The organism is Kribbella sp. NPDC031520, assembly GCF_055580825.1.
In genome coordinates this window covers 831,955-851,595 of sequence record NZ_JBVIKS010000002.1, presented here as the reverse complement: position 1 = coordinate 851,595, position 19,641 = coordinate 831,955, and the positions used below count along the sequence as shown (strand labels likewise).

Here is a 19,641-nt window from a genome sequence, read left to right as displayed (position 1 = left end):
CGGGTGGATCCTGACCTCGTCGCCGTACTGCGTTGCCCGGCCTGCGCCGACGGGCTCGTGCTGGACGGCCGGACGGCTCGTTGTCCACGCGGGCACGCGTACGACCTGGCCAAGCAGGGTTACCTGAACCTGTTGCCGACGGCATCGAAGGGAATCGAGGGTGACTCGGCCGCGATGGTCGGCGCCCGTACGGTCTTCCTCGGCACCGGCCACTACGCGGCGATCCGGGACGCGCTGATCCTCGCGGCCGGGCTCGGTACGGACGACCTGGTCGTCGAGATCGGCGCCGGTACCGCCTACTACCTGGCCGGGGTTCTCGGGATGTCGGAACACCGGCGCGGCATCGCCCTGGACGTGTCGAAGTACGCCGCCCGCCGCGCCGCGAAGGCGGATCCGCGGATCGTGTCGGTGGTGTGCGACGCGTGGCGGGAGCTGCCGGTCGTCGACGGATCGGCGCAGCTGCTGCTGAACGTGTTCGCGCCGCGGAACGCGAGGGAGATGGCACGGATCCTCGCGCCGGGCGGCCGGCTGCTCGTCGTCACTCCGAACCAGCAGCACCTGGCCGAGCTGGTCGACGTACTCGGCATGGTGAGCGTCGACGAGCAGAAGGAGCGCCGCCTGGAGGAGTCGCTCAACGGCGAGTTCGAGCGGACGGGCCGCGAGGTGATCGAGGAGACGATGTCCCTCGACCGGACCGCGGTGGAGCAGTTGGTCCTGATGACGCCGAGCGCCCGGCACCTCAACTACCGCGAGCTCCTGCAGCGGATCGCAGTACTGCCCGAACCTTCGATCGTCACGCTCTCGGTCACCCTGTCGACGTGGCAAGTCCTTCGCTGACGCGGACCTCCACCACTCACCAACCACGGGCCGAGCGAGGAGCTCCCGCTCAGGAGTTGTTCGCCGGGGCCGATTCGGTGAGGTTGGTGAGTGGTGCAGCTCCGGGGTCGGCTCAGGCCGCTTTGCCGAGCAGTTCGCGGGCGACGGTCGTGCCGTGCTTGTCGGCCTCGACGTGCGCCTCGGACTCGGAGGCCTTGGAGGCGTCGATCAGCTCCTCCATGCCCGGCGTGACCGGGGCGAGGGTGAGTTCGGCGGCGGCGGTGCGGATGTTCATCCCGAAGACGTCACCGAAGATGCGCTCCAGGTACGGCGTGGCGTGGTCCCAGCCGTGCTTCGGTGAACCCGGGCCGTAGCCGCCGCCCCGGGCGATGGCGAAGATCGCCGGCCTGCCGACCAGCGGGCGCGATCCGAAGGCCAGGTCCTTGTCGACCACCAGGACGTCGATCCAGGTCTTCACGTTCTGCGCGACGCCGTAGTTGTACATCGGTACGGCGAGCAGGACCGCGTCGGCGTTCACGATCTCGGCCTTCAGCTCGTCGGCGAGCGCCTGGGCGTCCGCGAGCGGCATCCGGTCGGAGTCGGCGACCGGCTCCTGGCCCACCTGGGCGGCGGCCAGCGTCGGCCACAGGGTCGCGGGCAGCGGGTGCTGTCCGAGGTCACGCCGTACCACGACACCGTCCGGGTGCTCCGCCTTCCAGGCGGCCTCCGCGCTGTCGGCCAGCGCGCGGGACACCGAACCGTCCAGCCGGATGCTGGCGTCGACGCGTAGCAGGGTGCTCATATCTGTCTGTCTCCATCAGGTCGAGGGGAGCTCGAGTTGAGCTGCTTAGAAGATAATCTGTAGAGCAGAACATATTCAAGCCAGAACGTATTCCGGGTGGCGTACGCCACGTACGATGGGGGACATGTCCAGTACTTCGCCCGACGTCGCGACCCGTGGTGCGCGAGGAGTCGAGCCCCAGGCCGCCAGTGGCGCGCCGGTGGAGGCCGATCTCGGCTGGGCGCTGGGCGTCGTCTTCCGGCAGTACGCGAAGGCCTCCGCGGCGGCGCTCGAGGGCCTGCCCGGCGGCCCGCGCGGCTATCAGGTGCTCGCGACGACGAGCTCCGAGGGCCCGAAGCGGCAGCTCGACCTGGCCGCCCAGCTCGGCGTCGACCGGACCGTGATGACGTACCTGCTGGACGACCTGGAGAAGGCAGGTCTGGTGCAGCGCCGGCCCGACCCGGCCGACCGCCGGGCGCGGCTGATCGCGCCGACAGAGCAGGGGCACGAGGCGCTCTGCGACCTGGAGCGGAAGCTCCGCGCGACCGAGGACCACCTGCTCGGCATCCTCGACGAGTCGGAGCGCGCCAGCTTCCGGATGCTCCTGCAGCGGCTCGCGATGAAGGCCAACTCCATCGACCCCCTGCACAACGCCTGCACCTTGGCAGAAGCAGACGATCCTGCCAACACCTAGTGCAGCGGCACGAAGCCTGATTCGTAGGCGCGGATCACGGCCTGGGTGCGGTCGCGGGCGTTGAGCTTCGACAGCACGTTGGCGACGTGCGTCTTCACGGTCTGCAGCCCGAGGATGAGCTCGGCCGCGATCTCGGCGTTGGACAGCCCGCGGGCCATCAGCCGCAGCACCTCCTGCTCGCGCTCGGTCAGCTGGTACTGGTCGAGCCCGGTCGGTGCCGGCGTACCCACGTGGGCGAGCGCGAGTGAACGGATCGCCTCCGGGAACAGCAGCGACTCGCTCCGCGCGACGGTCCGGATCGCCGCGATGATGTCGTCCGGCGGCGTCCGCTTCAGCAGGAACCCGGACGCCCCTGCGCGCAGCGCGTCGTACACGTAGTCGTCGTTCTCGAACGTCGTCACGACCAGCACCCGCGGTGCCGGGTCGAGGTTGTCCAGCAGCAGCCGGGTGGCCTGGATCCCGTCCACCGCGGGCATCCGTACGTCCATCAGGACGACGTCCGCACCGGTACGCCGTACCAGCGGGAGCACCTCCGCCCCGTCACCCGCCTCGCCGACCACGGTGAGGTCCTCCTCGGCGTTGATGATCGCGCGCAACCCGCTACGGATCAGCGGCTCGTCGTCGACGACGACCACGGACAGGCTCATGTCACCCCTTCGTCATGCTGACCGGCAATCGCACCGCGAGACGCCACGCGAGACCTCCGTTGACCGGGCCGGCGTCGACCGTGCCACGCAGTACAGCGACTCTTTCACGGATCCCGGCCAGGCCGCGGCCGCCGCCGGAGCTGTCCGACGGGCCGTTGACCGGATTGACGACCGCGAGCCGGAGCCCTGACGCGTCCAGGCGGATCGACAGGTCCACGGCGAGCTCGCCGGCCGGGCGGCCCGCGTGCCGGATCGCGTTGGTCAGGCCCTCCTGGACGATCCGGTACGCCTCGCGGGAGACCGCGGCCGGCAGCTGGTCCAGGTCGCCCGAGCGTTCGACGTCGATCGTGATGCCGCCGGCGCGGGTGGCCTCGACCAGCCGGTCCAGGCCGCCGAGCGTCGCCTGTGGCGCCGTCCGGGCGCCCGGGCGGCGGTCGTCGCGGAGCAGGCCGAGTACGTGGTCCAGATCCGCGAGGGCGGCCCGTGCGGACGTCTCCATCGCGGCCAGCGCGGTCTCGGCGAACTCCGGGTCGCTGGCCAGCACCCGCCGGGCGGCGGCGGCCTGGATGGTGACCAGGCTGAGCGCGTGCCCGACGCTGTCGTGCAGCTCGCGGGCGAGACGGTTGCGCTCGGCAAGCGTCGCGGTCTGCTGCTCGAGCAGCTCGATCCGCTCCGCGGCGGTCGGGCCGAGGACGCGCGGCGCCAGGTACGCGAGCAGCGCGCCGGCCGCGGACGACAGCAGGAACAGCGCGGCGAGCATCCCGATCGCTGCCGCCGGCATCCACAGGTCGGTCCAGTTGCCACGTACGTCGTACGTCCAGCCTGGTACGACGTCACGCGCGCCGGGGGAGCGGAACGGGGCCGCCAGCCAGATCGCGCCGAGGCCGAACACGATCGTACTGAGGATGCCGACCACGCCACCGGCGAGCAGGTGCAGGCAGAACCACACCGTCGTACGCCGTCGCCCGGCCCAGGTCCGGGACGGGCCGAGCGGGCGTTCCTCGAAGCGGACCGCGAGCAACGACTCGACCGCGATGCCCTCGACCTCCCGGACCGCGGGCAGCAGGCCGAGCGCGACCGGCGGCACCAGGCCGAGCACGACCCAGAGGATGCCGGTGGCAACCTTCGGCAGACCCAGGTCCGCGACCACGGCGCCGAGCGCGCTGTCGACCAGGATGAACGCCAGCACCAGCGCGGCGCCGAGCAGCAGGTAGACCCAGCGCAGGTACGTCGACGTACGCCACAGCTGACTGATCACCCGCACGACCACATCCTGTCAAAGTCCGGGTGGTCCGGCCTCCCTCCCCAGGGTGAGCGCAGGGAAACCCTCGACGACGTGGGCTGTATCACCCGGAAAGTTGAGTGTTTACGCAAATTTGACGCTGCACCGCCGGGTTCGGCCGTCGCGGGCGTCGCGATCTGCTGCTCAGGCAGGTACGGTCTGTGGTCGGGGTGGGTGCCCGTCCGGCTACGGACAGGTATGTGGGAGCTCCAGGACAGGTGGCCGGCAACGAACGCGAGGACCCGGTGCGGCAGACGTTAAGTCCCCGTGAAGTCCCCGCGGTCGGATTGACCACCTTCCTGCATTTGATGTTTGATCAAATATCGGGACGAGAGAGGTCGATATGAGGTTGAGGCGTTCCGTCATCGCCTTGGTGGCGGTTCTGGGGCTCGCACTGGTGAGTGCGTGCGGCAACGGCGACGACAAGGCGTCGGGCGGCGACAACGGGTTGCAGAAGGTCAGCTACCTGACGTCGTTCAACACCTTCGGTCGCGAGGCGTACGCGTATGTCGCGCTGGACAAGGGCTACTTCAAGGACGCCGGTTTCGACGTCAAGATCTCGCCCGGCAGCGGTACGGTCGACGTGATGAAGCTGGTCGCCGGTGGTCAGGCCGACTACGGCATCGGCGACTTCACCGCGTTCGCGATCACGCTCGCCAAGCAGAAGCTCCCGGTCACCACCGTGGGCATGATCCACCAGCGCTCGCTGGCGGCGATCATGTCGCTGCAGGGCCTGGGCATCAACTCGCCGAAGGACCTGCCGGGCAAGACGATCGGCGACCAGCCGGGTTCCACCAACACGGTGATGTTCCCGGTCTACGCCAAGGCGGTCGGTATCGACCCGACGTCGGTCACCTTCCTGCCGTCGCCGCCGCCGGGGCTGCCGACCCTGCTGGCGTCGGGCAAGGTGCAGGGCATCGGCCAGTTCGTGGTCGGCGAACCGCTGATCGCGAAGGCCGACAAGGAGAAGCATCGCAAGGTGATCACGCTGCCGTACGGCGAGAAGCTGCCGGACCTGTACGGGAACGCGATCATCACCCGCTCGGACCTGGCCAAGGACCACCCGGACCAGGTGAAGAAGTTCACCAACGCGCTGTTCAAGGGTCTGCAGGACACCCTGGACGACCCGGCCGCGGCGGCCGCGACGCTGAAGAAGTACCGGCCGGACACCGACCTGGACGTGGCCACCCAGGAGCTCAAGATCATGCAGGGCTACATCAAGCCGAAGGGCTTCGAGGGCCCACTCGGCGACGTCACCCCGGAGCGGGTGCAGAAGATCATCGCGCTGCTGAAGCAGTCGAACATCCCGATGGGCTCGATCACACCCGACGACCTGGTGACGATGAGCCTGGCACCCAAGAGCTGACGGCAGAGCTGAGGTAAGGAGTACTGGCACCGGATGATTCGCCTGGACGGTGTGGGGCAGGTCTTCGACGGACGCGAGGGCCGGGTGACCGCCCTGGAGGAGATCGACCTGCACGTTCGCGACGGTGAGTTCGTCACGCTGATCGGCCGGTCCGGCTGTGGCAAGTCCACGCTGCTCCGGCTGATCGCGGGACTGCTCCCGCCCACGTCCGGCACGGTCCAGGTGGCGGGGGAGCCCGTCACCGGACCACGCCGGGACGTCTCGTTCATGTTCCAGCGGCCGGCGCTGCTGCCGTGGCGTTCGGTGCTGTCGAACGTGATGCTCCCGGTCGAGATCGACCGGGGCACGCGCGACAAGGCGTCGTACCGGGACCGGGCCCACGAGTTGCTCGAACTGGTCGGGCTGCAGGGGTTCGAACGGCGGCTGCCGCACGAGCTGTCCGGCGGCATGCAGCAGCGGGTGTCGCTGTGCCGGTCGCTGATCCGCGACCCGCAGGTGATGCTGATGGACGAGCCGTTCTCCGCGCTCGACGCGCTCACCCGGACCGAGCTGTCCGAGGAACTGCAACGGATCAAGATGGAACTGTCCACCACGATCGTGTTCGTCACGCACTCGATCGAGGAGGCCGTCGTACTCGCGGATCGGGTGGTGGTGCTGACGCCGCGGCCCGGCCGGATGCGGGAGATCGTCGACATCGGCATCCCGCGGCCGCGCAGCCTCGGCCAGAACGCGCACCTGACCGAGGTCGCCGAGATCAGCGGCCGGCTGCACGCGCTGCTGGCCGAGAAACAAGCGCGTCCGGTGGACGAGGTGCAGGCGCGATGAAGCGGAAGTCCTGGCTGACCGCCTCGCCGGTGGCGGCCGTACTGCTGCCGATCGTCGGCCTGGTCGCCGCGATCGGGCTGTGGTGGGGCGCGACGATCGTGTTCTCGATCCAGCCGTACCTGCTGCCGACGCCGGGGGACGTGCTGGTCAAGCTCTTCGACGAGCCCGGTGAGCTGCTGGCCCATACCGGTACGTCGCTGCTCGAGACGATCGAGGGCTTCCTGCTGGCGATCGCGATCGGCGTACCGATCGCTCTGGTGATCGTCCGCTCGGTGATCCTCGAGCGGCTGGTGTACCCGCTGCTGCTGATGGTGAACTCGATCCCGAAGGTGGCGGTCGCGCCGCTGCTGGTGATCTGGATGGGCTTCGGGCAGTGGCCGAAGGTCGTGATGGTGCTGCTGATGTGCTTCTTCCCGATCGTGATCTCGACCGCGCAGGGGATGAAGTCGACGCCGACCGAGCTGGTCGAGCTGATGCGGTCGCTGAAGGCCAGCCGGGCGCAGGAGTTCTTCAAGCTCCGGCTGCGGTACGCGATGCCGCAGATCTTCACCGGGTTCAAGGTCGCCATCTCGCTCGCGGTGATCGGCTCGGTGATCTCCGAGTTCGTTGGTGCGACCAAGGGTCTCGGGTACGTCATCCAGCAGTCCGGCGCCAGCGCCGACACCACGCTGGCCTTCGCCGCGATCACCCTGCTGAGCGTGATGAGCATCGTCCTCTTCTACGCGCTGGCCCTCCTCGAGCACCTGCTCCTCCCGTGGGCGCAGGAGAAAAGATGACCGCTCAGGCCTCCGATGCGGATCGGCGTGTGCTGGTGCGGGCGGAGTGGCTGGAAGCCACCGTGGCCGCCGTGTTCACCGCGGTCGGGTTCGACTCCGCGGACGCGTCCGAGATCGCGGCCGCACTCGTCGAGGCGGACCTGCGCGGTGTCAGCTCGCACGGCGTGATGCTCGTTCCGATGTACGTCGAACGGCTGAACGCCGGCGGCGTCACCCGGGACCGCGAGCTCGACGTCCTCTTCGACGCCGGTGCCGCGATGGTCGTGGACGCCCGCGGCGGGATGGGCCAGCTGTCCAGCCCGCAGGCGATGGGTCATGCGATCGAGCGCGCCGGACGGTACGGTATCGGCATCGTGTCGGTCCGCAACGCCCACCACTTCGGCGCCGCGAGCCGCTGGGCGATGCAGGCCGGTGTCGCCGGGTGTATCGGGATCGCGATGTCGAACACCACGCCGTTGATGCCCGCGCCCGGCGGGGCCGAACGGCTGGTCGGCAACAACCCGCTGGCGATCGCCGTACCGACCACGGGTGGCGTGGAGATCGTGCTGGACATGGCGTTGTCGGCCGTCGCCCTGGGCAAGATCCGGCTGGCCGCGTCGGCCGGGCGGCCGATCCCGGACACCTGGGCCACCGACCCGTCCGGGGTCCCGACCACCGACCCGGACGAGGCCGTGCTCGGCATGCTGCTGCCGGCCGCGGGCCACAAGGGCTTCGGACTCGCGCTGATGATCGACGTGCTCACCGGCGTACTCAGTGGTGGCGGCTGGGGCGACCAGGTCCGCCCGCTGTACCGGGAGCCGGACCGGCCGAACGACTGCGCCCACCTGTTCCTGGCGATCGACCCGGAGCTGATGGGCGGCGTGGAGGACTTCCGCCGCCGGTCGTCCGGGCTGGCCGCCCGGGTCCGGGGAAGCGCCACCGCGCCGGGGGTGAACCGGCTGTACCTGCCCGGCGAGATCGAGGCCGAGCGGGCGGCGCAGCAGCGGCGGAACGGCGTACTGATCGAGAGGTCGGGACTCGACGGGCTGCTGGCGACCGCGCGTGCGGTCGGTGCCGTCGTACCGGCGGGAGGGGTGTTGAGCTGATGCCGAAGACACAGGTTTCCACGGACGCGCTGCGGATCCCGAACGGGGTGTTCTCGCAGGCGACCACGGTCGAGGCGACCGGACGGTTGGTGTTCGTCTCCGGGATGACCGCGCGCCGGCCGGACGGCAGTGTCGCCGGCGTCGGGGACGTCCGGGAGCAGACCCGGCAGGTGTGCGAGAACGTGAAGGCGGCGGTCGAGGCGGCCGGTGGCACGCTCGCGGACGTCTGCCGGGTGGACGTGTACGTCCGCAACATGGAGGACTTCGCCAAGATCCACGAGATCCGGGCCCAGTACTTCACCGAACCCCTGCCGGCGTCGACCATGGTCGAGGTCAGCAAGCTCGCCGATCCTGATTATCTGATCGAGATCTCCGCGATCGCGGTGGTCTCATAACCGGGGGTGATGTTGTGCGCGGCGTTGAGTGGACGTGAGATGAGCGGACCGTTGGAACTCCTGCCCGGTGGCGGGAAGAGCGGCCGTCGTACGCTCGCTGAGCACGCGGCCGCGGAGCTGCACCAGTTGATCCTGTCCGGCGAGCTGCCCAGCGGTACGCCGCTGCGCCTGGTGGAGCTGGCCGGCCGGCTGGAGATGAGCCAGATGCCTGTACGTGAAGGGCTGCGCCGGCTGGAGGCACTCGGGCTGGTGGAGATCATCCCGCACCGCGGCGCGTGGGTCCGCGACCTGTCGTTGGCGGATCTGCGGGACACGCACGAGACGCGGCTGGCGTTGGAGAGTCTCGCCGTACGGGCTGCTGCTGCTCGTTTCACCGAAGAGGACCTGACCAAGGCAGCGGCCGCGCTGGCTGAGCACTTGCGGCTGTCGCGTGCCGAGGACTCTGCCGGCGCTCGTGACGCGCATGCGGAGTTCCACTTCGCGATCTACCGGGCCAGTGGTTCGCTGTGGTTGCCTCGGGCAATTGAACCGGTCTGGCAGAACAGCGAGCGGTACCGGTTCGGCAGCCGTCCGACGGCGTTCCTGATCGAGCGGAGCCGGCAGGAGCACCAGGCGATCCTGGACGCCTGTGTAGCCCGCGACCCGGACGCGGCCGAGCAGGCGTTGCGCAGTCACCTCGCCGGTGCGTTCCAGCGCATCACCGAGACCATGACCTCGAAGCAGAAGGACACGCCGTGAAGGCGAGCTTCGACGCAACCGGTGAGGTCGTGCTGATCACGGGTGGAGCGCAGGGCATCGGAGCGGCGCTGGCGAAGGCCGTGAACGCTGCCGGCGGTACCGCGGTGGTTCTTGACGTCGTGGAACCGCCTGAGGGTCTGTCGTGGGTTCAGGTGGATGTGGCCGACCGGTTGGCAGTCGAGGCGGCGGTCGCCGAAGTGGTCGCGCAGTACGGACGTGTCGACGGACTGGTCGCCGCTGCGGCGGTGCAGCCGCGGGCGCCCGTACTGGGGCTCGACGCGACCGAGTGGACCCGTACGTTGCAGGTGAACCTGGACGGGGTTGTCTGGGTGTGCCAGGCCGTCGTACCGCACATGGTGAAGCAGCGGTCCGGTTCGGTCGTGGTGTTCACGTCAGGGATGGCGTCGACCGGGTATCCGGGCGCTGCGGCATACGCGGCGAGCAAGGCGGCGCTGGTGGCGTTCGCAAAGACGCTGGCTGCGGAGGTGGCCGCGGAGCGGGTCCGGGTGAACGTGGTCGCGCCAGGCGTGATCGACACCGAACAGTTCCGGGGAGCGAACGCCGGCGCGGACCGGGAGCACTGGCAGGACACCATAGGTATCGGCGACCCCGACGACGTGGTCGGCCCGTTGCTGTTCCTGCTGTCCGACGCCGCTGCGATGACGGGGTCGGTGCTGACCAGGGAACGTGCTTTTGCCAAGCTCACGACCTTTGTGGAGTGATCTGTGACTCAACAGCTTCCTGTTGCGGTAGTAGGTGCCGGACCGATCGGTCTGACCACCGCGCTGGGCCTGCAGCACTACGGCATCCCGTACGTGCTGCTCGAGGAGGACGCCACGCTCTCCTCCGACACCAAGGCCGGTACGACGCTCAGCCGGACGCTGGAGATCTGGAACCGGTACGGCGCGGTCGACCGCATCCTCGGTGCCGCGCTGCGGATCGACGAGATCGGTGACATCGACCGGGCCACCAACACGCCCCGGGCCTCGGTACAGCTGGCCGAGCTCGGCAACGACACGCAGTTCCCGTTCGTGATCAACCTGCCCCAGCAGAAGATGGAGCCGCTGCTGGCGGAGGCTTTGTCCGAGCCGGTACGCACGCAGCACCGGATGACGTCGTTCGAGGTCCGCGACGACCGCGTCGTACTGCAACTGGAGACGCCGGACGGTCCGCGGGAGCTGGAGGCGTCGCACTTGCTGGCCTGTGACGGCGGGCGGTCACGGATCCGCGATGCGCTCGGGGTGAAGGTCGTGGGGGAGACCCTGCCCGAGCGGTACATGCTGATCGACGTCGTGGTCGACCTGGACGTCGACAACGCCAGGGACTACCCGTACCTCGCGTACTTCGCGGACAGGTCCGAGTGGATGGTGCTGATCCGGCAGCCGGACAACTGGCGGTTCTTGTTCCCGTTGGCGGCGGGAGCCGACGCGCCGGGCGACGAGGACCTGCTGGTGAAGGTGAAGCAGTTCATCGGTGAGGTGGACCGGATCGAGCTGCTGGGCTCTGTCGTCTACAACGTGCACCACCGGGTCGCGGAGCAGTGGACTGCCGATCGCAAGGTCTTCCTGATGGGCGATGCGGCGCACCTGATCACCCCGATGTGGGCGCTGGGGCTGAACACCGGTGCGTTGGACGCGTCCAACCTGCCGTGGCGGCTGGCCTGGGTACAGCGTGGCTGGGCTTCTCCTGAGCTGCTGGACGGCTACGAGCGTGAGCAGCGGCCGGTGGCGGTCGAGGGCTCCGGCGAGATGGCGGAAGCCGCTCGCAAGTACATGTCCTTCCAGCGTGGTGCTGTCACGGAGAACACCGGCGCTTGGGCCACGGCGTACAACAGGACGCTGCTGAGCGTGCGGCTCGATGTTGAAGGCGTAGGTGACTGGTCGATGGTCGCGACGTCCGCTGCGCCGCCTCCGGTACGTGCAGGCGACAGGGCGCCGGACCTGGTACTGCAGAGCCCTACTGGGCGTACGACGATCCACGACCTGTGCAGGGACTCGTTCGTCGCGCTCTACTTCACCGACGTACGGCGTCGTCCGGAGATCCCGTTGAACGGCTCGCCGGCGTTGCAGCATTTCGCGGTGTCCCGGTGGGACGCCCCGCACGACTCCGGTCTGCGTGACCGGGCCTTGTTCGACCCAGGAAGCGTTGCCACCAACAGGTACGGCGTGCCTGCGGAGAGCGTCGTACTGATTCGGCCGGACGGTCATATCGCGGCAGTGGCTCCGATGGGTACTGGTGTGGCTTCGGAGCTCTACACGCGTGTGACGGGTCGGGAGGTGCCGTGAGTTTCGACGAACCGCTGCGGGAGCTCCTGTTGCAGACGGACGACCTGGAGTGGGTGGAGAAGTCGCTGGACGGCCTGTCCCACAAGCTGCTGTGGCGGGACCCGGAGACCGAGGCGTCGATCGCGCTGGTGCGGTTCGAGCAGGGGTCCGGCATCCCGTCGGAGCACAAGCACGCCTCGAACCAGTTCATGTTCTGCCTGTCCGGCCGGTACGTGTACCTGCCGACCGGGACCACCCTGACCAAGGGCAGCTTCTACTGGAACCCGAAGGGCATGGTGCACGGACCGACGCGGGCGGAGGAGACCTCCGTGCTGCTGGAGGTGTACGACGGTCCGCACTACCCGGAGCGTCCGGACTTCTACGACAACGACGAGGATGCGCGCTGACATGGCCGGCTGGGACGTCCACACCCACCTGATCCCGCCGACGGTGCTCGCGGCGGCGCATCGGGGTGAGTTCGGGCTGTCCGTCGACAGCGGCTCGCTGGTCGTCGGCAGCGACCGCCTGCCGCTGCGCAGACTCGCCGACCCGGCCGCGCTGCTGCACTGGATCTCAGAGCAGGACCTGGATGGTGCTGTGGTGTCAGTGCCGCCCGCACTGTTCCGGTACGACGCGGGGCTCGAGTGGGCGGAGCTGGTGAACCAAGGGCTCCGGGAGCTCGCCACACCGCAGCTACGCGTGCTGGCGCACCTCCCGCTGCTGCACCCGGCCGCACCTCGTGTAGCTGCCGGGCTGGCCGGTGAGGGCGTCTTCAGCGGGTTCGCCATCGGTACGCCGAGCTACGCCGGGCTGGATCCGGTGTGGCGGGTGCTGGACGCTGCCGAGGCGTTCACGCTGATTCACCCCGGTGCCAGTGACGACAAGCGGCTTGACTCGTTTTACCTGTCGAACCTGTTGGGGAATCCGTACGAGACCGGAGTGGCGGCGGCCTCGCTCGTCTTCGCGGACGTGCCGGGGCGGTTTCCGGGGATCCGGTTCTGCCTGTGTCATGGGGGTGGTGTGACAGCGGCCGTTGCCGGACGGTGGCAGCGTGGGATCGACCAAGCCCGGCCGGGCATCCAGCCGGTGTCCTTGCCGGTGGCCGAGGCGCTGCGCCGGTTCTACGTCGACGACCTGGTGCACGACGACGCCGTACTGGAACTGCTGACTTCGACTTTCGGTGCCGGGCGGGTGCTGGCCGGGAGCGACTGGCCGTTCCCGATGGGCAGCGACGAGGTGTCCGCCGCGCGGTCCGCGGCAGCCGGGGAACTGACCCGGCCGCTGGCGAAGGAGGTCTCCGCGGAGTGAGACGCGCTGGTCGTCTGGTCGGGGTTGTGATCAGATATCAAATCGTGGGGAACGGGGTAGTTCTGTGAGTGCACGGGGGACTGTGTTGCGGAGCCACGGGCCCGGGGAACAGCTCAAGGCCGAAGAGGTCGAGCTGACCGCGGGTCCGGGTGAGACGTTGGTGGAGATGCGGCTGGCCGCGGTGACTCCATTGGACCGTTCGACGCTGGCCGGCGAGTTGCCGTGCACGCCGTTCGTTCCGGGGTCCGAGGGCACCGGCGTGGTGGTGAGCTCGGACGTGGCCGAGCCCGGTGCGGCGGTCGTCGTACGTGGCGAGGGCGTCGGCCTGACCCGGCAGGGCGTGTGGGGCAGGTACGCCGTTGTACCGGACGCTGCCGTACACGCACTGCCGCCGTCGCTGGAGCCGGCTGCGGCGCTGGCGTTGCTGACGCCTGCGTTGACGGCGCACACCGCAGTACGTCGCGTTGCCGACGTACTGAAGGGGGAGACCGTCGTTGTGACGGGTGTGTCCGGTCTGGTCGGGCGGATGTGTGCCGCGGTCGCACGAGCCGCGGGAGCGTCCAAGGTGATCGGCCTGGCGTGGGTGGACGACTCCGTCGACAGTACGACGGCCCTGGTCGACCAGATCGTCCACGTGGACGGGCTGGGACAGGTGGGCCGGGAGATGCCTTGGTGTGACGCGGTCGTCGACACCATGGGCGGCCCGGTCACCGGCGGGGTGCTCGGGAACGTCTCACCGGGCGGGCGGATCGCCGTACTGGGTTTCAAGGCCGGCGAGTTCACGACGATCGACCTGCACCAGCTGATCGGCCGGGACCTGCGGGTGCTGCCCGTGAACCTGCAGCGCACGACGCTGGCTCCCGACGCGGTCGGTCAGGCGCTGGCCGACATCGCTTCGGCGACCTGGCGAGCGGAGTACGACGTGGTCGGCGCGGACCGGATCGGTGCGGTCCTGGATCGCCAGGCGGGCCGCGTACTGCTCGACCTGACAGCCCTTCCGGTGGGCTAGACCACTTGTGTTTGCTGGGCAATCCGCCGTCGAAAGCCCGCAGATACCCGGTCGGCGGCTACGGTACCTCCAGAGCTGAATACAGGGAGAGAGGCAGCCCGCTACTGATGATCCGACGACTCGAGCTCACGCCTGGGGGACCGACCGGCCGTCGTACGCTCGCCGAGGAAGCCGCCGCCGAGCTGCACGAGCTCATCCTGTCCGGCGAACTGCCCAGCGGTACAGCGCTCCGGCTGGAGGAGCTCGCCAAGCGGCTGGACATGAGCCAGATGCCGATCCGGGAAGGGCTGCGCCGGATGGCGGCACTCGGACTGGTCGAGATCGTTCCGCACAAGGGCGCGTGGGTGCGGGAGCTGTCGATGGAGGACCTGCGCGACACCCACGAGACCCGGCTGGCGCTGGAGTCATTGGCGGTCCGGGCGGCCGCGACCCGGTTCTCCGACGCGGACGCGACCGCGGCCCGCAAGGCGCTGGCCGAGCACGTCCGGCTGTCGAAGCTCGGCGACAACATCGCCTCCCGGCAGGCGCACACCGAGTTCCACTTCTCGATCTACCGGGCCGGCGGCTCGCGCTGGCTGCCGCGCGCGATCGAGCCCGTCTGGCAGAACAGCGAGCGCTACCGGTTCGGCTCCCGGCAGACCAAGGCCCGGATCGAGCAGACCCGGCGTGAGCACCAGGCCATCCTCGACGCGTGCCTGGCCCACGACGAGGAAGGCGCCGAGGCCGCACTGCGCGAGCACCTCGAAGGAGCCATGCAGCGCATCACCGAGACGATGGAGCGTCGCTCGGCCAAGAAGTGAGCTCCTCGAAGCGGTCCTGCTGCCAGCCGGTCGCGTCGAACACCGCCCGCAACAGCAGGCCGTCGCTGCTTGCACGGTGGGTTGTTATGAGCTCTTCCAGCGGTTTGCTACCGAGACCGTCGTAGTACGCGTCCAGCGCCTGCCGCCGTCGCTGCTCGGAGGCTCCACCGATCTGTTCCAGCGGCACGTCGCAGCCTTTGACGTGTCCTGAGCCGATCTGCCGGCCAGGAGCAAGCTGTTGGACCAGCTGCTCACCTGCACGTACGTCCTGCGCTCTGAGACGTGCACCCAGCGCGCGGTACGGGACCCGCTGAACTGCTTGTGAGACGGCGATGTGATCCGGGTGACCTGTCAGCCCGTCGCTGCCCACCGTGAGGATGAGGTCCGGCTGGAGTGTCTGGACTGCTTCTTCGATCGCTGCCGTGAGGTCGTGTGGTGATGCGGTTGCCAGGGTGCGCGGTCCGTTGCGGCCGCCGTCGTCGATCCACTCGTCCTTTGCGCCGAGCCAGTCCCACTCGGCGATGCCCAGCAGTGCGCAGGAGGTGCTCAGGTGGTCGGACGCTCCGTACATGCCGGCGGTAGCAACACGCAGTACGACGTGCCAGCCCTGCTCACTCAGTACTGAGGTTGCGGCACCTGTGGCGAAGACCTCGTCGTCAGGGTGTGCGTGGACGACGAGCGCAGTACGCATCAGTCAGCGAGGCGTGCCGGGAAGCCGCCCGTGGCGATCGGGCTCCAGCGCTCCGGGGTGATCCGGATCAGGCACTTGCCCTGCTTCACCATGGCCTCGCGGTACTCGTCCCAGTCCGGGTGCTCGCCGGAGATCGCCCGGTAGTAGTCGACCAGCGGCTCCACCGCGTCCGGCAGTTCGATCACCTCGCCGCTGCCGTCCACCTGGACCCAGGCGCCGTTCCAGTCGTCCGACAGCACCATGACACTGGCCTTGCCGGTCCGCTTCACGTTCGTACTCTTCGCGCGCTCCGGGTACGACGAGATGACGATCCGCCCCTCGGTGTCCACCCCGCCCGACACCGGCGACGCCTGCACCGTCCCGTCCGCCCTCGTCGTCATCAGCAACATGTGGTGACGCGGCCGCACGAACTCCAGCAGCCCGTCGAGCTCGACCTTCGTGTTGGTGGCGATTGTTCTTGGCATGTCCCTCACCCTATGTCTGCCGGCGTGATGAGCTGCTCCAGCTCGTCGTCACTGAGCTGATTGATGAGGTGCTTGGCGTGCTGGGCCTGTGCGGTCGTGGGGAGTACGCCGTCGAGCAGGTCGGGGAGTAGCAGCTCGTAACCGGCGCGGGCGCGCGGTGTGTAGCGGTGCCGGGTGCGGGCCACGGCTGAGGACACCCGGATCGCGTGCTCGTTGCCGGGCGGTACGCCGGGGCGGTCGGTCTCCCGGGCCGCGAAGCGGAAGCCGTTCGCGCGGTCGCAGCTCGGACATCCTTTTGCGCCGGCACCGAGCTGTGAGCCGCAGTCCGGGCACGTGAGCTGCTTCAGAGCTCCGTCCACGATGCGCCAGTCGAACTCGGAGGTGTCCTGCAGGACGATCTCGGCCAGCTCGCGGGCCTCTTCCACGGGTACTCCGGAGGCGGCGCGGAAACTGTCCCAGGCGGCGTCGATACTGTCTTCGACCTGCTGTACGGCGGTGATGAACCGAGGGTGATCGACGCGTCGCATGCCCCGGACTCTAGTCAGCGGCGGGCCTGTGGACGACCGGATTGACTTGTTCGAACAGGTGTTCGAACATGGAGTTATGACGGGGAACGCGGCACCGGAGAGTCGAGTCAAAGCACTCGACCAGGCCCGCCTGCTCCTAGCCCGAGCCAAAGCCCAAAAAGCCGCCACCACCCGCGCCGCCGCCGATCCGCCTGCTGATCCCCCCGCTGATCCGCCTGCCGGTTTCAACGCCCATCCGCCTGCCGGTCGCGTCCCGGAAGACCACCTGCCCAGCCAGCCGCCTAACCACCTGCCCGACCACCTGCCCGACCACCTGCCCAACCAGCCGCCCCCCGGTCAGGGCCGATTGGCGACGGTTTCGAGCTTCGATCCGGATCTCACCCACCACCTCGACTCCGCTGCGGAGGTGCGGCCCACCTCGGCCGGCGGGCGGGTGCCGCCGGTGGCACGGATGCAGGCCCTGGAGACGGCACGGATGCAGCAGGCCCTGGAGACGGCACGAGTGCAGCAGGCCCTGGACACGGCGCGGGCGCAGCAGGCTCTGAGCACAGCGCGGATGCAGCAGGCCCTGGACACGGCGGAGGTGGAGCGTGAGCTGCCGACGCATCCGGCGGTACGGGAGCTGCTGGCCGGCGCGGGCCTACGCGGCGGCTCGGCGTACTCGGTGCGCGGGAGTGCGGCGCTGGTGATGGCGTTGATGGCCGGGCCGTCCGCGGAAGGGGCGTGGTGCGGTGTCGTCGGGGTTCCGTCGTTCGGTGCCGAGGCGGCGCGCGGGCTCGGCGTGGACCTGGAGCGGCTGGTGCTCGTGCCGGATCCAGGGCGCGAGTGGCTCAGCGTCGTCGCGGCGCTGGTGGACGCGCTGACCGTCGTCGTGGTCCGGCCGCCGGGCGAGGTGACCCCGGGGGAGGCGTCCCGGCTCGCGGCGCGGCTGCGGACCCGCGGCGCGATGCTGATCGCGTACGGGTCCTGGCCGGGCAGCGAGGCCCGCTTCGAGATCGAGAGCAGCACCTGGAGTGGCCTCGGCGACGGCGAAGGCCTCCTCACCGCCCGCCGTGCGACGATCGCCGTCTCTGGCCGCCGCGCCGCCGTACACGCCCGCAAACACGAACTCTGGCTACCGGCCGCAGACGGCGAGATCCGCTCCACGGAACCGGCTGCGGAAAGCCCCGCGAACGACCTCCCGAGGACGGTCGCCGATGGGCGGATGGAAGCAGCCCGCACGGCCCAATGGGCAGAAGCCCGCCGCACGCGGTGGGAAGAGCCGGTCCTCTTGGACGAGTGGGACGAACAGATCGGGGCGGTGGGCTGATGGGTGGGCGGGCGCTGACCCGGTCAATAGTGATCTGGGTGCCGGACTGGCTGGTGGCGGCTGCGGTGGCGACGGGGCGTGGTGCCCTAGCTCACTGGGCTCACTGGGCTCACTGGGCTCGCTCGGCTCAGTGGGCTGAAACCCGCCGCGTGCGGCGTGACGAGCCGGTGCTCTTGGACGAGTGGGACGAGCAGGTCGGGGCGGTGGGCTGATGGGTGGGCGGGCGCTGACCCGATCGATGGTGATCTGGGTACCGGACTGGCCAGTGGCGGCGGCCGCGGTGGCGAGCGGGCGATCGCCGGAGGAGCCGATCGCCGTACTGGAGAAGGGCAAGGTGCTCGCCACCTCCGCGACCGCGCGGGCCGAGGGGGTGCGCCGCGGGCAACGGGCCCGGGACGCGCAGTCGCGGTGCCCGGAGCTGGTCGTGCTGAAGTACGACCCAGTGCTCGACGCGCGCGCGTTCGACCCGGTGATCTCCTGCCTGGAGGCGATCACGCCGGGCGTGCAGGTGATCCGCCCGGGGATGTGCGCGTTGAAGGCCCGCGGACCGGCCCGGTTCTACGGCAGCGAGGAGGCGGCTGCGGAGAAACTCCTCGACCGCCTGGAGACGTACGACGTGTACGGCAGCCGTATCGGGATCGCGGACGGCCCGTTCGCCGCGGAACAGGCGGCCCGGGTGAGTTCCGCGCGGACCCGGGTGCACGTGGTGCCGCCGGGCGGTTCGCCGGAGTTCCTCGCACCACTGTCGGTCGACCTCCTCGAGCAGCCGGTGCTCACCGACCTGCTGCGCCGGCTGGGGCTGCGGACGCTCGGCGCGTTCGCCCAGCTACCGCCGACCGAGGTATTGACGCGGTTCGGCCCGGACGGCGCGTTCGCGTACCGGCTGGCCCGCGGCCGTGACGACCGCCCGGTGACCGGCCGGGAGATCCCGCCGGAGCTCACCCGGACCCTCGACTTCGAGCCGTCCGTGGACCGTGTCGACCAGGTCGCGTTCGCGGTCCGGTCGATCGCCGACGAGCTGATCGTCCGGCTGACCGAGCTCGGCCTGGTGTGTACGACGCTGCGGGTCGAGATCGGCACCGAGTCCGGGCGGGTGCACGAACGGGAGTGGCTGCACCCACGCTGGTTCACCGCGGCCGACGTGGTGGACCGGGTGCGCTGGCAGCTGCAGGGCAGCGGTACGGCGACCAGCGAGCTGACCTCACCGGTGGTCCGGATCCGGCTGATCCCGGACCAGGCGGATCCGGTCGGGGCGCATGCCGACGGGTTGTGGGGCGGCGGCCCGGACGAGCGGATCCACCGGGCGTTGTCGCGGGTACAGAGCATGCTCGGCCACGGCGCGGTGGTGTCGGTGGTGATCGGCGGCGGGCGGGGGTTCGCGGAGCGGCAGACGCTGATCCCATGGGGCGACCCCGCAGTGCCGGCCCGGCCACCGGACCAGCCGTGGCCGGGGGCGATCACCGGCCCGGACCCGAAGCGCTGGCCGGCCCTGGCACCGACCACGATCTTCCCGGAGCCGATCCCCGCGAAGGTGTTCGCCGCCGACGGCACCCCGGTCTCGGTCACCGCCCGCGGCGAACTGTCCGGTACCCCCAGCGCGTTCGCACTGGACCCGGTCCGCGGCACCGGCGTCCAAGTTGCCGACAGCAACAAGATCCACCCGATCACCTCCTGGGCCGGCCCCTGGCTGACCGCCGAACGCTGGTGGGACCCCGCCGCCGAGTCCCGCCAGGCCCGCTTCCAGTTCCAAACCGCCGACACCCGCGCCTGGCTCTTCACCCTCCACCAAAACACCTGGCAAGCCCAGGCAACGTACGACTGAGTCCTCGACGCCGGCCACGCCCGGGCTTTCACGGTCGTACTC

At 69.7% G+C, this 19,641-nt stretch carries 22 protein-coding genes; 16 read left to right on the top strand and 6 right to left on the bottom strand.

Annotation, left to right across the window (positions count from 1 at the left end; genetic code table 11):
* The first annotated feature begins 3 nt into the window (after window positions 1–3).
* A complete protein-coding gene (locus tag ACZ5BU_RS12785) occupies window positions 4–837 on the top strand; it encodes a putative RNA methyltransferase (protein ID WP_465698306.1) in 834 nt (277 codons plus the stop codon).
* Window positions 838–949: 112 nt separating this feature from the next.
* Here the strand turns inward: ACZ5BU_RS12785 and ACZ5BU_RS12780 are convergent, their stop codons facing one another.
* Window positions 950–1,618 carry an FMN-dependent NADH-azoreductase gene (locus tag ACZ5BU_RS12780; protein WP_465698305.1) on the bottom strand — a complete coding sequence of 223 codons (669 nt, stop codon included), beginning with the start codon at window positions 1,616–1,618 and terminating at the stop codon, window positions 950–952.
* Between the two features lie 124 nt (window positions 1,619–1,742).
* On the opposite strand from ACZ5BU_RS12780, the gene ACZ5BU_RS12775 reads away from it, so the two are divergent.
* Window positions 1,743–2,291 (top strand): MarR family winged helix-turn-helix transcriptional regulator, encoded by a 549-nt coding sequence (locus ACZ5BU_RS12775; RefSeq protein ID WP_465698303.1) that lies wholly within the window; start codon window positions 1,743–1,745, stop codon window positions 2,289–2,291.
* Here ACZ5BU_RS12775 and ACZ5BU_RS12770 read toward each other — a convergent pair.
* Both ACZ5BU_RS12770 and ACZ5BU_RS12765 read right to left on the bottom strand, forming a co-directional pair.
* On the bottom strand, window positions 2,288–2,938 hold the full coding sequence (locus tag ACZ5BU_RS12770) for a response regulator transcription factor (protein ID WP_465698301.1): 651 nt from the start codon (window positions 2,936–2,938) through the stop codon (window positions 2,288–2,290). The two genes, ACZ5BU_RS12775 and ACZ5BU_RS12770, sit on opposite strands and share 4 nt — an antisense overlap.
* Window position 2,939: 1 nt before the next feature.
* Window positions 2,940–4,202 (bottom strand): sensor histidine kinase, encoded by a 1,263-nt coding sequence (locus ACZ5BU_RS12765; protein ID WP_465698299.1) that lies wholly within the window; start codon window positions 4,200–4,202, stop codon window positions 2,940–2,942.
* Between the two features lie 361 nt (window positions 4,203–4,563).
* Here ACZ5BU_RS12765 and ACZ5BU_RS12760 point away from each other — a divergent pair, with 361 nt between their 5' ends.
* The 12 genes from ACZ5BU_RS12760 to ACZ5BU_RS12705 all read left to right on the top strand — a co-directional run bounded on the left by ACZ5BU_RS12760 (window position 4,564) and on the right by ACZ5BU_RS12705 (window position 14,786).
* Entirely contained in the window at window positions 4,564–5,586 is a 1,023-nt protein-coding gene (locus tag ACZ5BU_RS12760; protein WP_465698297.1) for an ABC transporter substrate-binding protein, read from the top strand.
* Between the two features lie 33 nt (window positions 5,587–5,619).
* Window positions 5,620–6,411 (top strand): ABC transporter ATP-binding protein, encoded by a 792-nt coding sequence (locus ACZ5BU_RS12755; protein ID WP_465698295.1) that lies wholly within the window; start codon window positions 5,620–5,622, stop codon window positions 6,409–6,411.
* Complete coding sequence (locus tag ACZ5BU_RS12750) at window positions 6,408–7,187, top strand: ABC transporter permease (RefSeq protein ID WP_465698293.1); 780 nt, start codon at window positions 6,408–6,410, stop codon at window positions 7,185–7,187. Before ACZ5BU_RS12755 ends, ACZ5BU_RS12750 begins: the two co-directional genes overlap by 4 nt.
* Window positions 7,184–8,272: an Ldh family oxidoreductase gene (locus ACZ5BU_RS12745; protein ID WP_465698291.1), complete on the top strand. Its 1,089-nt coding sequence runs from the start codon at window positions 7,184–7,186 to the stop codon at window positions 8,270–8,272. Before ACZ5BU_RS12750 ends, ACZ5BU_RS12745 begins: the two co-directional genes overlap by 4 nt.
* Window positions 8,272–8,667, top strand: coding sequence for a RidA family protein (locus tag ACZ5BU_RS12740; protein WP_465698290.1), 396 nt, complete (start codon window positions 8,272–8,274; stop codon window positions 8,665–8,667). Before ACZ5BU_RS12745 ends, ACZ5BU_RS12740 begins: the two co-directional genes overlap by 1 nt.
* A 39-nt stretch (window positions 8,668–8,706) precedes the next feature.
* A complete protein-coding gene (locus tag ACZ5BU_RS12735) occupies window positions 8,707–9,405 on the top strand; it encodes a GntR family transcriptional regulator (protein ID WP_465698288.1) in 699 nt (232 codons plus the stop codon).
* Complete coding sequence (locus ACZ5BU_RS12730; protein ID WP_465698286.1) at window positions 9,402–10,127, top strand: SDR family NAD(P)-dependent oxidoreductase; 726 nt, start codon at window positions 9,402–9,404, stop codon at window positions 10,125–10,127. Before ACZ5BU_RS12735 ends, ACZ5BU_RS12730 begins: the two co-directional genes overlap by 4 nt.
* Before the next feature lie 3 nt (window positions 10,128–10,130).
* Window positions 10,131–11,690: an FAD-dependent monooxygenase gene (locus ACZ5BU_RS12725; protein ID WP_465698284.1), complete on the top strand. Its 1,560-nt coding sequence runs from the start codon at window positions 10,131–10,133 to the stop codon at window positions 11,688–11,690.
* Complete coding sequence (locus ACZ5BU_RS12720; RefSeq protein WP_465698282.1) at window positions 11,687–12,076, top strand: cupin domain-containing protein; 390 nt, start codon at window positions 11,687–11,689, stop codon at window positions 12,074–12,076. Before ACZ5BU_RS12725 ends, ACZ5BU_RS12720 begins: the two co-directional genes overlap by 4 nt.
* Window positions 12,066–12,977, top strand: a complete 912-nt coding sequence (locus ACZ5BU_RS12715; RefSeq protein WP_465698280.1) for an amidohydrolase family protein — start codon at window positions 12,066–12,068, stop codon at window positions 12,975–12,977. The genes ACZ5BU_RS12720 and ACZ5BU_RS12715 overlap by 11 nt, the downstream gene beginning before the upstream one ends.
* Before the next feature lie 64 nt (window positions 12,978–13,041).
* Entirely contained in the window at window positions 13,042–13,986 is a 945-nt protein-coding gene (locus tag ACZ5BU_RS12710) for an alcohol dehydrogenase catalytic domain-containing protein (protein ID WP_465698278.1), read from the top strand.
* 107 nt (window positions 13,987–14,093) lie between these two features.
* Window positions 14,094–14,786, top strand: coding sequence for a GntR family transcriptional regulator (locus ACZ5BU_RS12705; RefSeq protein WP_465698276.1), 693 nt, complete (start codon window positions 14,094–14,096; stop codon window positions 14,784–14,786).
* Here the strand turns inward: ACZ5BU_RS12705 and ACZ5BU_RS12700 are convergent.
* From ACZ5BU_RS12700 to ACZ5BU_RS12690, 3 genes are read right to left on the bottom strand one after another with little or no spacing between them, the layout of a single operon-like run.
* A complete protein-coding gene (locus ACZ5BU_RS12700) occupies window positions 14,749–15,477 on the bottom strand; it encodes a PIG-L deacetylase family protein (RefSeq protein ID WP_465698274.1) in 729 nt (242 codons plus the stop codon). The genes ACZ5BU_RS12705 and ACZ5BU_RS12700 overlap by 38 nt on opposite strands.
* Window positions 15,477–15,941, bottom strand: coding sequence for a PPOX class F420-dependent oxidoreductase (locus ACZ5BU_RS12695; RefSeq protein ID WP_465698272.1), 465 nt, complete (start codon window positions 15,939–15,941; stop codon window positions 15,477–15,479). Before ACZ5BU_RS12695 ends, ACZ5BU_RS12700 begins: the two co-directional genes overlap by 1 nt.
* Window positions 15,942–15,946: 5 nt before the next feature.
* A complete protein-coding gene (locus tag ACZ5BU_RS12690) occupies window positions 15,947–16,468 on the bottom strand; it encodes a hypothetical protein (RefSeq protein ID WP_465698270.1) in 522 nt (173 codons plus the stop codon).
* Window positions 16,469–16,544: 76 nt separating this feature from the next.
* Here ACZ5BU_RS12690 and ACZ5BU_RS12685 point away from each other — a divergent pair, with 76 nt between their 5' ends.
* Both ACZ5BU_RS12685 and ACZ5BU_RS12680 read left to right on the top strand, forming a co-directional pair.
* A complete protein-coding gene (locus ACZ5BU_RS12685; RefSeq protein WP_465698268.1) occupies window positions 16,545–17,777 on the top strand; it encodes a hypothetical protein in 1,233 nt (410 codons plus the stop codon).
* A 181-nt stretch (window positions 17,778–17,958) separates the two neighbouring features.
* Window positions 17,959–19,599: a DNA polymerase Y family protein gene (locus tag ACZ5BU_RS12680; RefSeq protein WP_465698266.1), complete on the top strand. Its 1,641-nt coding sequence runs from the start codon at window positions 17,959–17,961 to the stop codon at window positions 19,597–19,599.
* Window positions 19,600–19,641: the final 42 nt, after the last annotated feature.

Excerpts from the sequence above, each read along its gene's own strand:
- ACZ5BU_RS12780 (WP_465698305.1), bottom strand. The coding sequence starts at position 1,618 with ATGAGCACCCTGCTACGCGTCGACGCCAGCATCCGGCTGGACGGTTCG.
- ACZ5BU_RS12775 (WP_465698303.1), top strand. The coding sequence starts at position 1,743 with ATGTCCAGTACTTCGCCCGACGTCGCGACCCGTGGTGCGCGAGGAGTC.
- ACZ5BU_RS12770 (WP_465698301.1), bottom strand. The coding sequence starts at position 2,938 with ATGAGCCTGTCCGTGGTCGTCGTCGACGACGAGCCGCTGATCCGTAGC.
- ACZ5BU_RS12760 (WP_465698297.1), top strand. The coding sequence starts at position 4,564 with ATGAGGTTGAGGCGTTCCGTCATCGCCTTGGTGGCGGTTCTGGGGCTC.
- ACZ5BU_RS12755 (WP_465698295.1), top strand. The coding sequence starts at position 5,620 with ATGATTCGCCTGGACGGTGTGGGGCAGGTCTTCGACGGACGCGAGGGC.
- ACZ5BU_RS12750 (WP_465698293.1), top strand. The coding sequence starts at position 6,408 with ATGAAGCGGAAGTCCTGGCTGACCGCCTCGCCGGTGGCGGCCGTACTG.
- ACZ5BU_RS12745 (WP_465698291.1), top strand. The coding sequence starts at position 7,184 with ATGACCGCTCAGGCCTCCGATGCGGATCGGCGTGTGCTGGTGCGGGCG.
- ACZ5BU_RS12740 (WP_465698290.1), top strand. The coding sequence starts at position 8,272 with ATGCCGAAGACACAGGTTTCCACGGACGCGCTGCGGATCCCGAACGGG.
- ACZ5BU_RS12735 (WP_465698288.1), top strand. The coding sequence starts at position 8,707 with ATGAGCGGACCGTTGGAACTCCTGCCCGGTGGCGGGAAGAGCGGCCGT.
- ACZ5BU_RS12715 (WP_465698280.1), top strand. The coding sequence starts at position 12,066 with ATGCGCGCTGACATGGCCGGCTGGGACGTCCACACCCACCTGATCCCG.
- ACZ5BU_RS12705 (WP_465698276.1), top strand. The coding sequence starts at position 14,094 with ATGATCCGACGACTCGAGCTCACGCCTGGGGGACCGACCGGCCGTCGT.
- ACZ5BU_RS12700 (WP_465698274.1), bottom strand. The coding sequence starts at position 15,477 with ATGCGTACTGCGCTCGTCGTCCACGCACACCCTGACGACGAGGTCTTC.
- ACZ5BU_RS12695 (WP_465698272.1), bottom strand. The coding sequence starts at position 15,941 with ATGCCAAGAACAATCGCCACCAACACGAAGGTCGAGCTCGACGGGCTG.
- ACZ5BU_RS12690 (WP_465698270.1), bottom strand. The coding sequence starts at position 16,468 with ATGCGACGCGTCGATCACCCTCGGTTCATCACCGCCGTACAGCAGGTC.
- ACZ5BU_RS12685 (WP_465698268.1), top strand. The coding sequence starts at position 16,545 with ATGACGGGGAACGCGGCACCGGAGAGTCGAGTCAAAGCACTCGACCAG.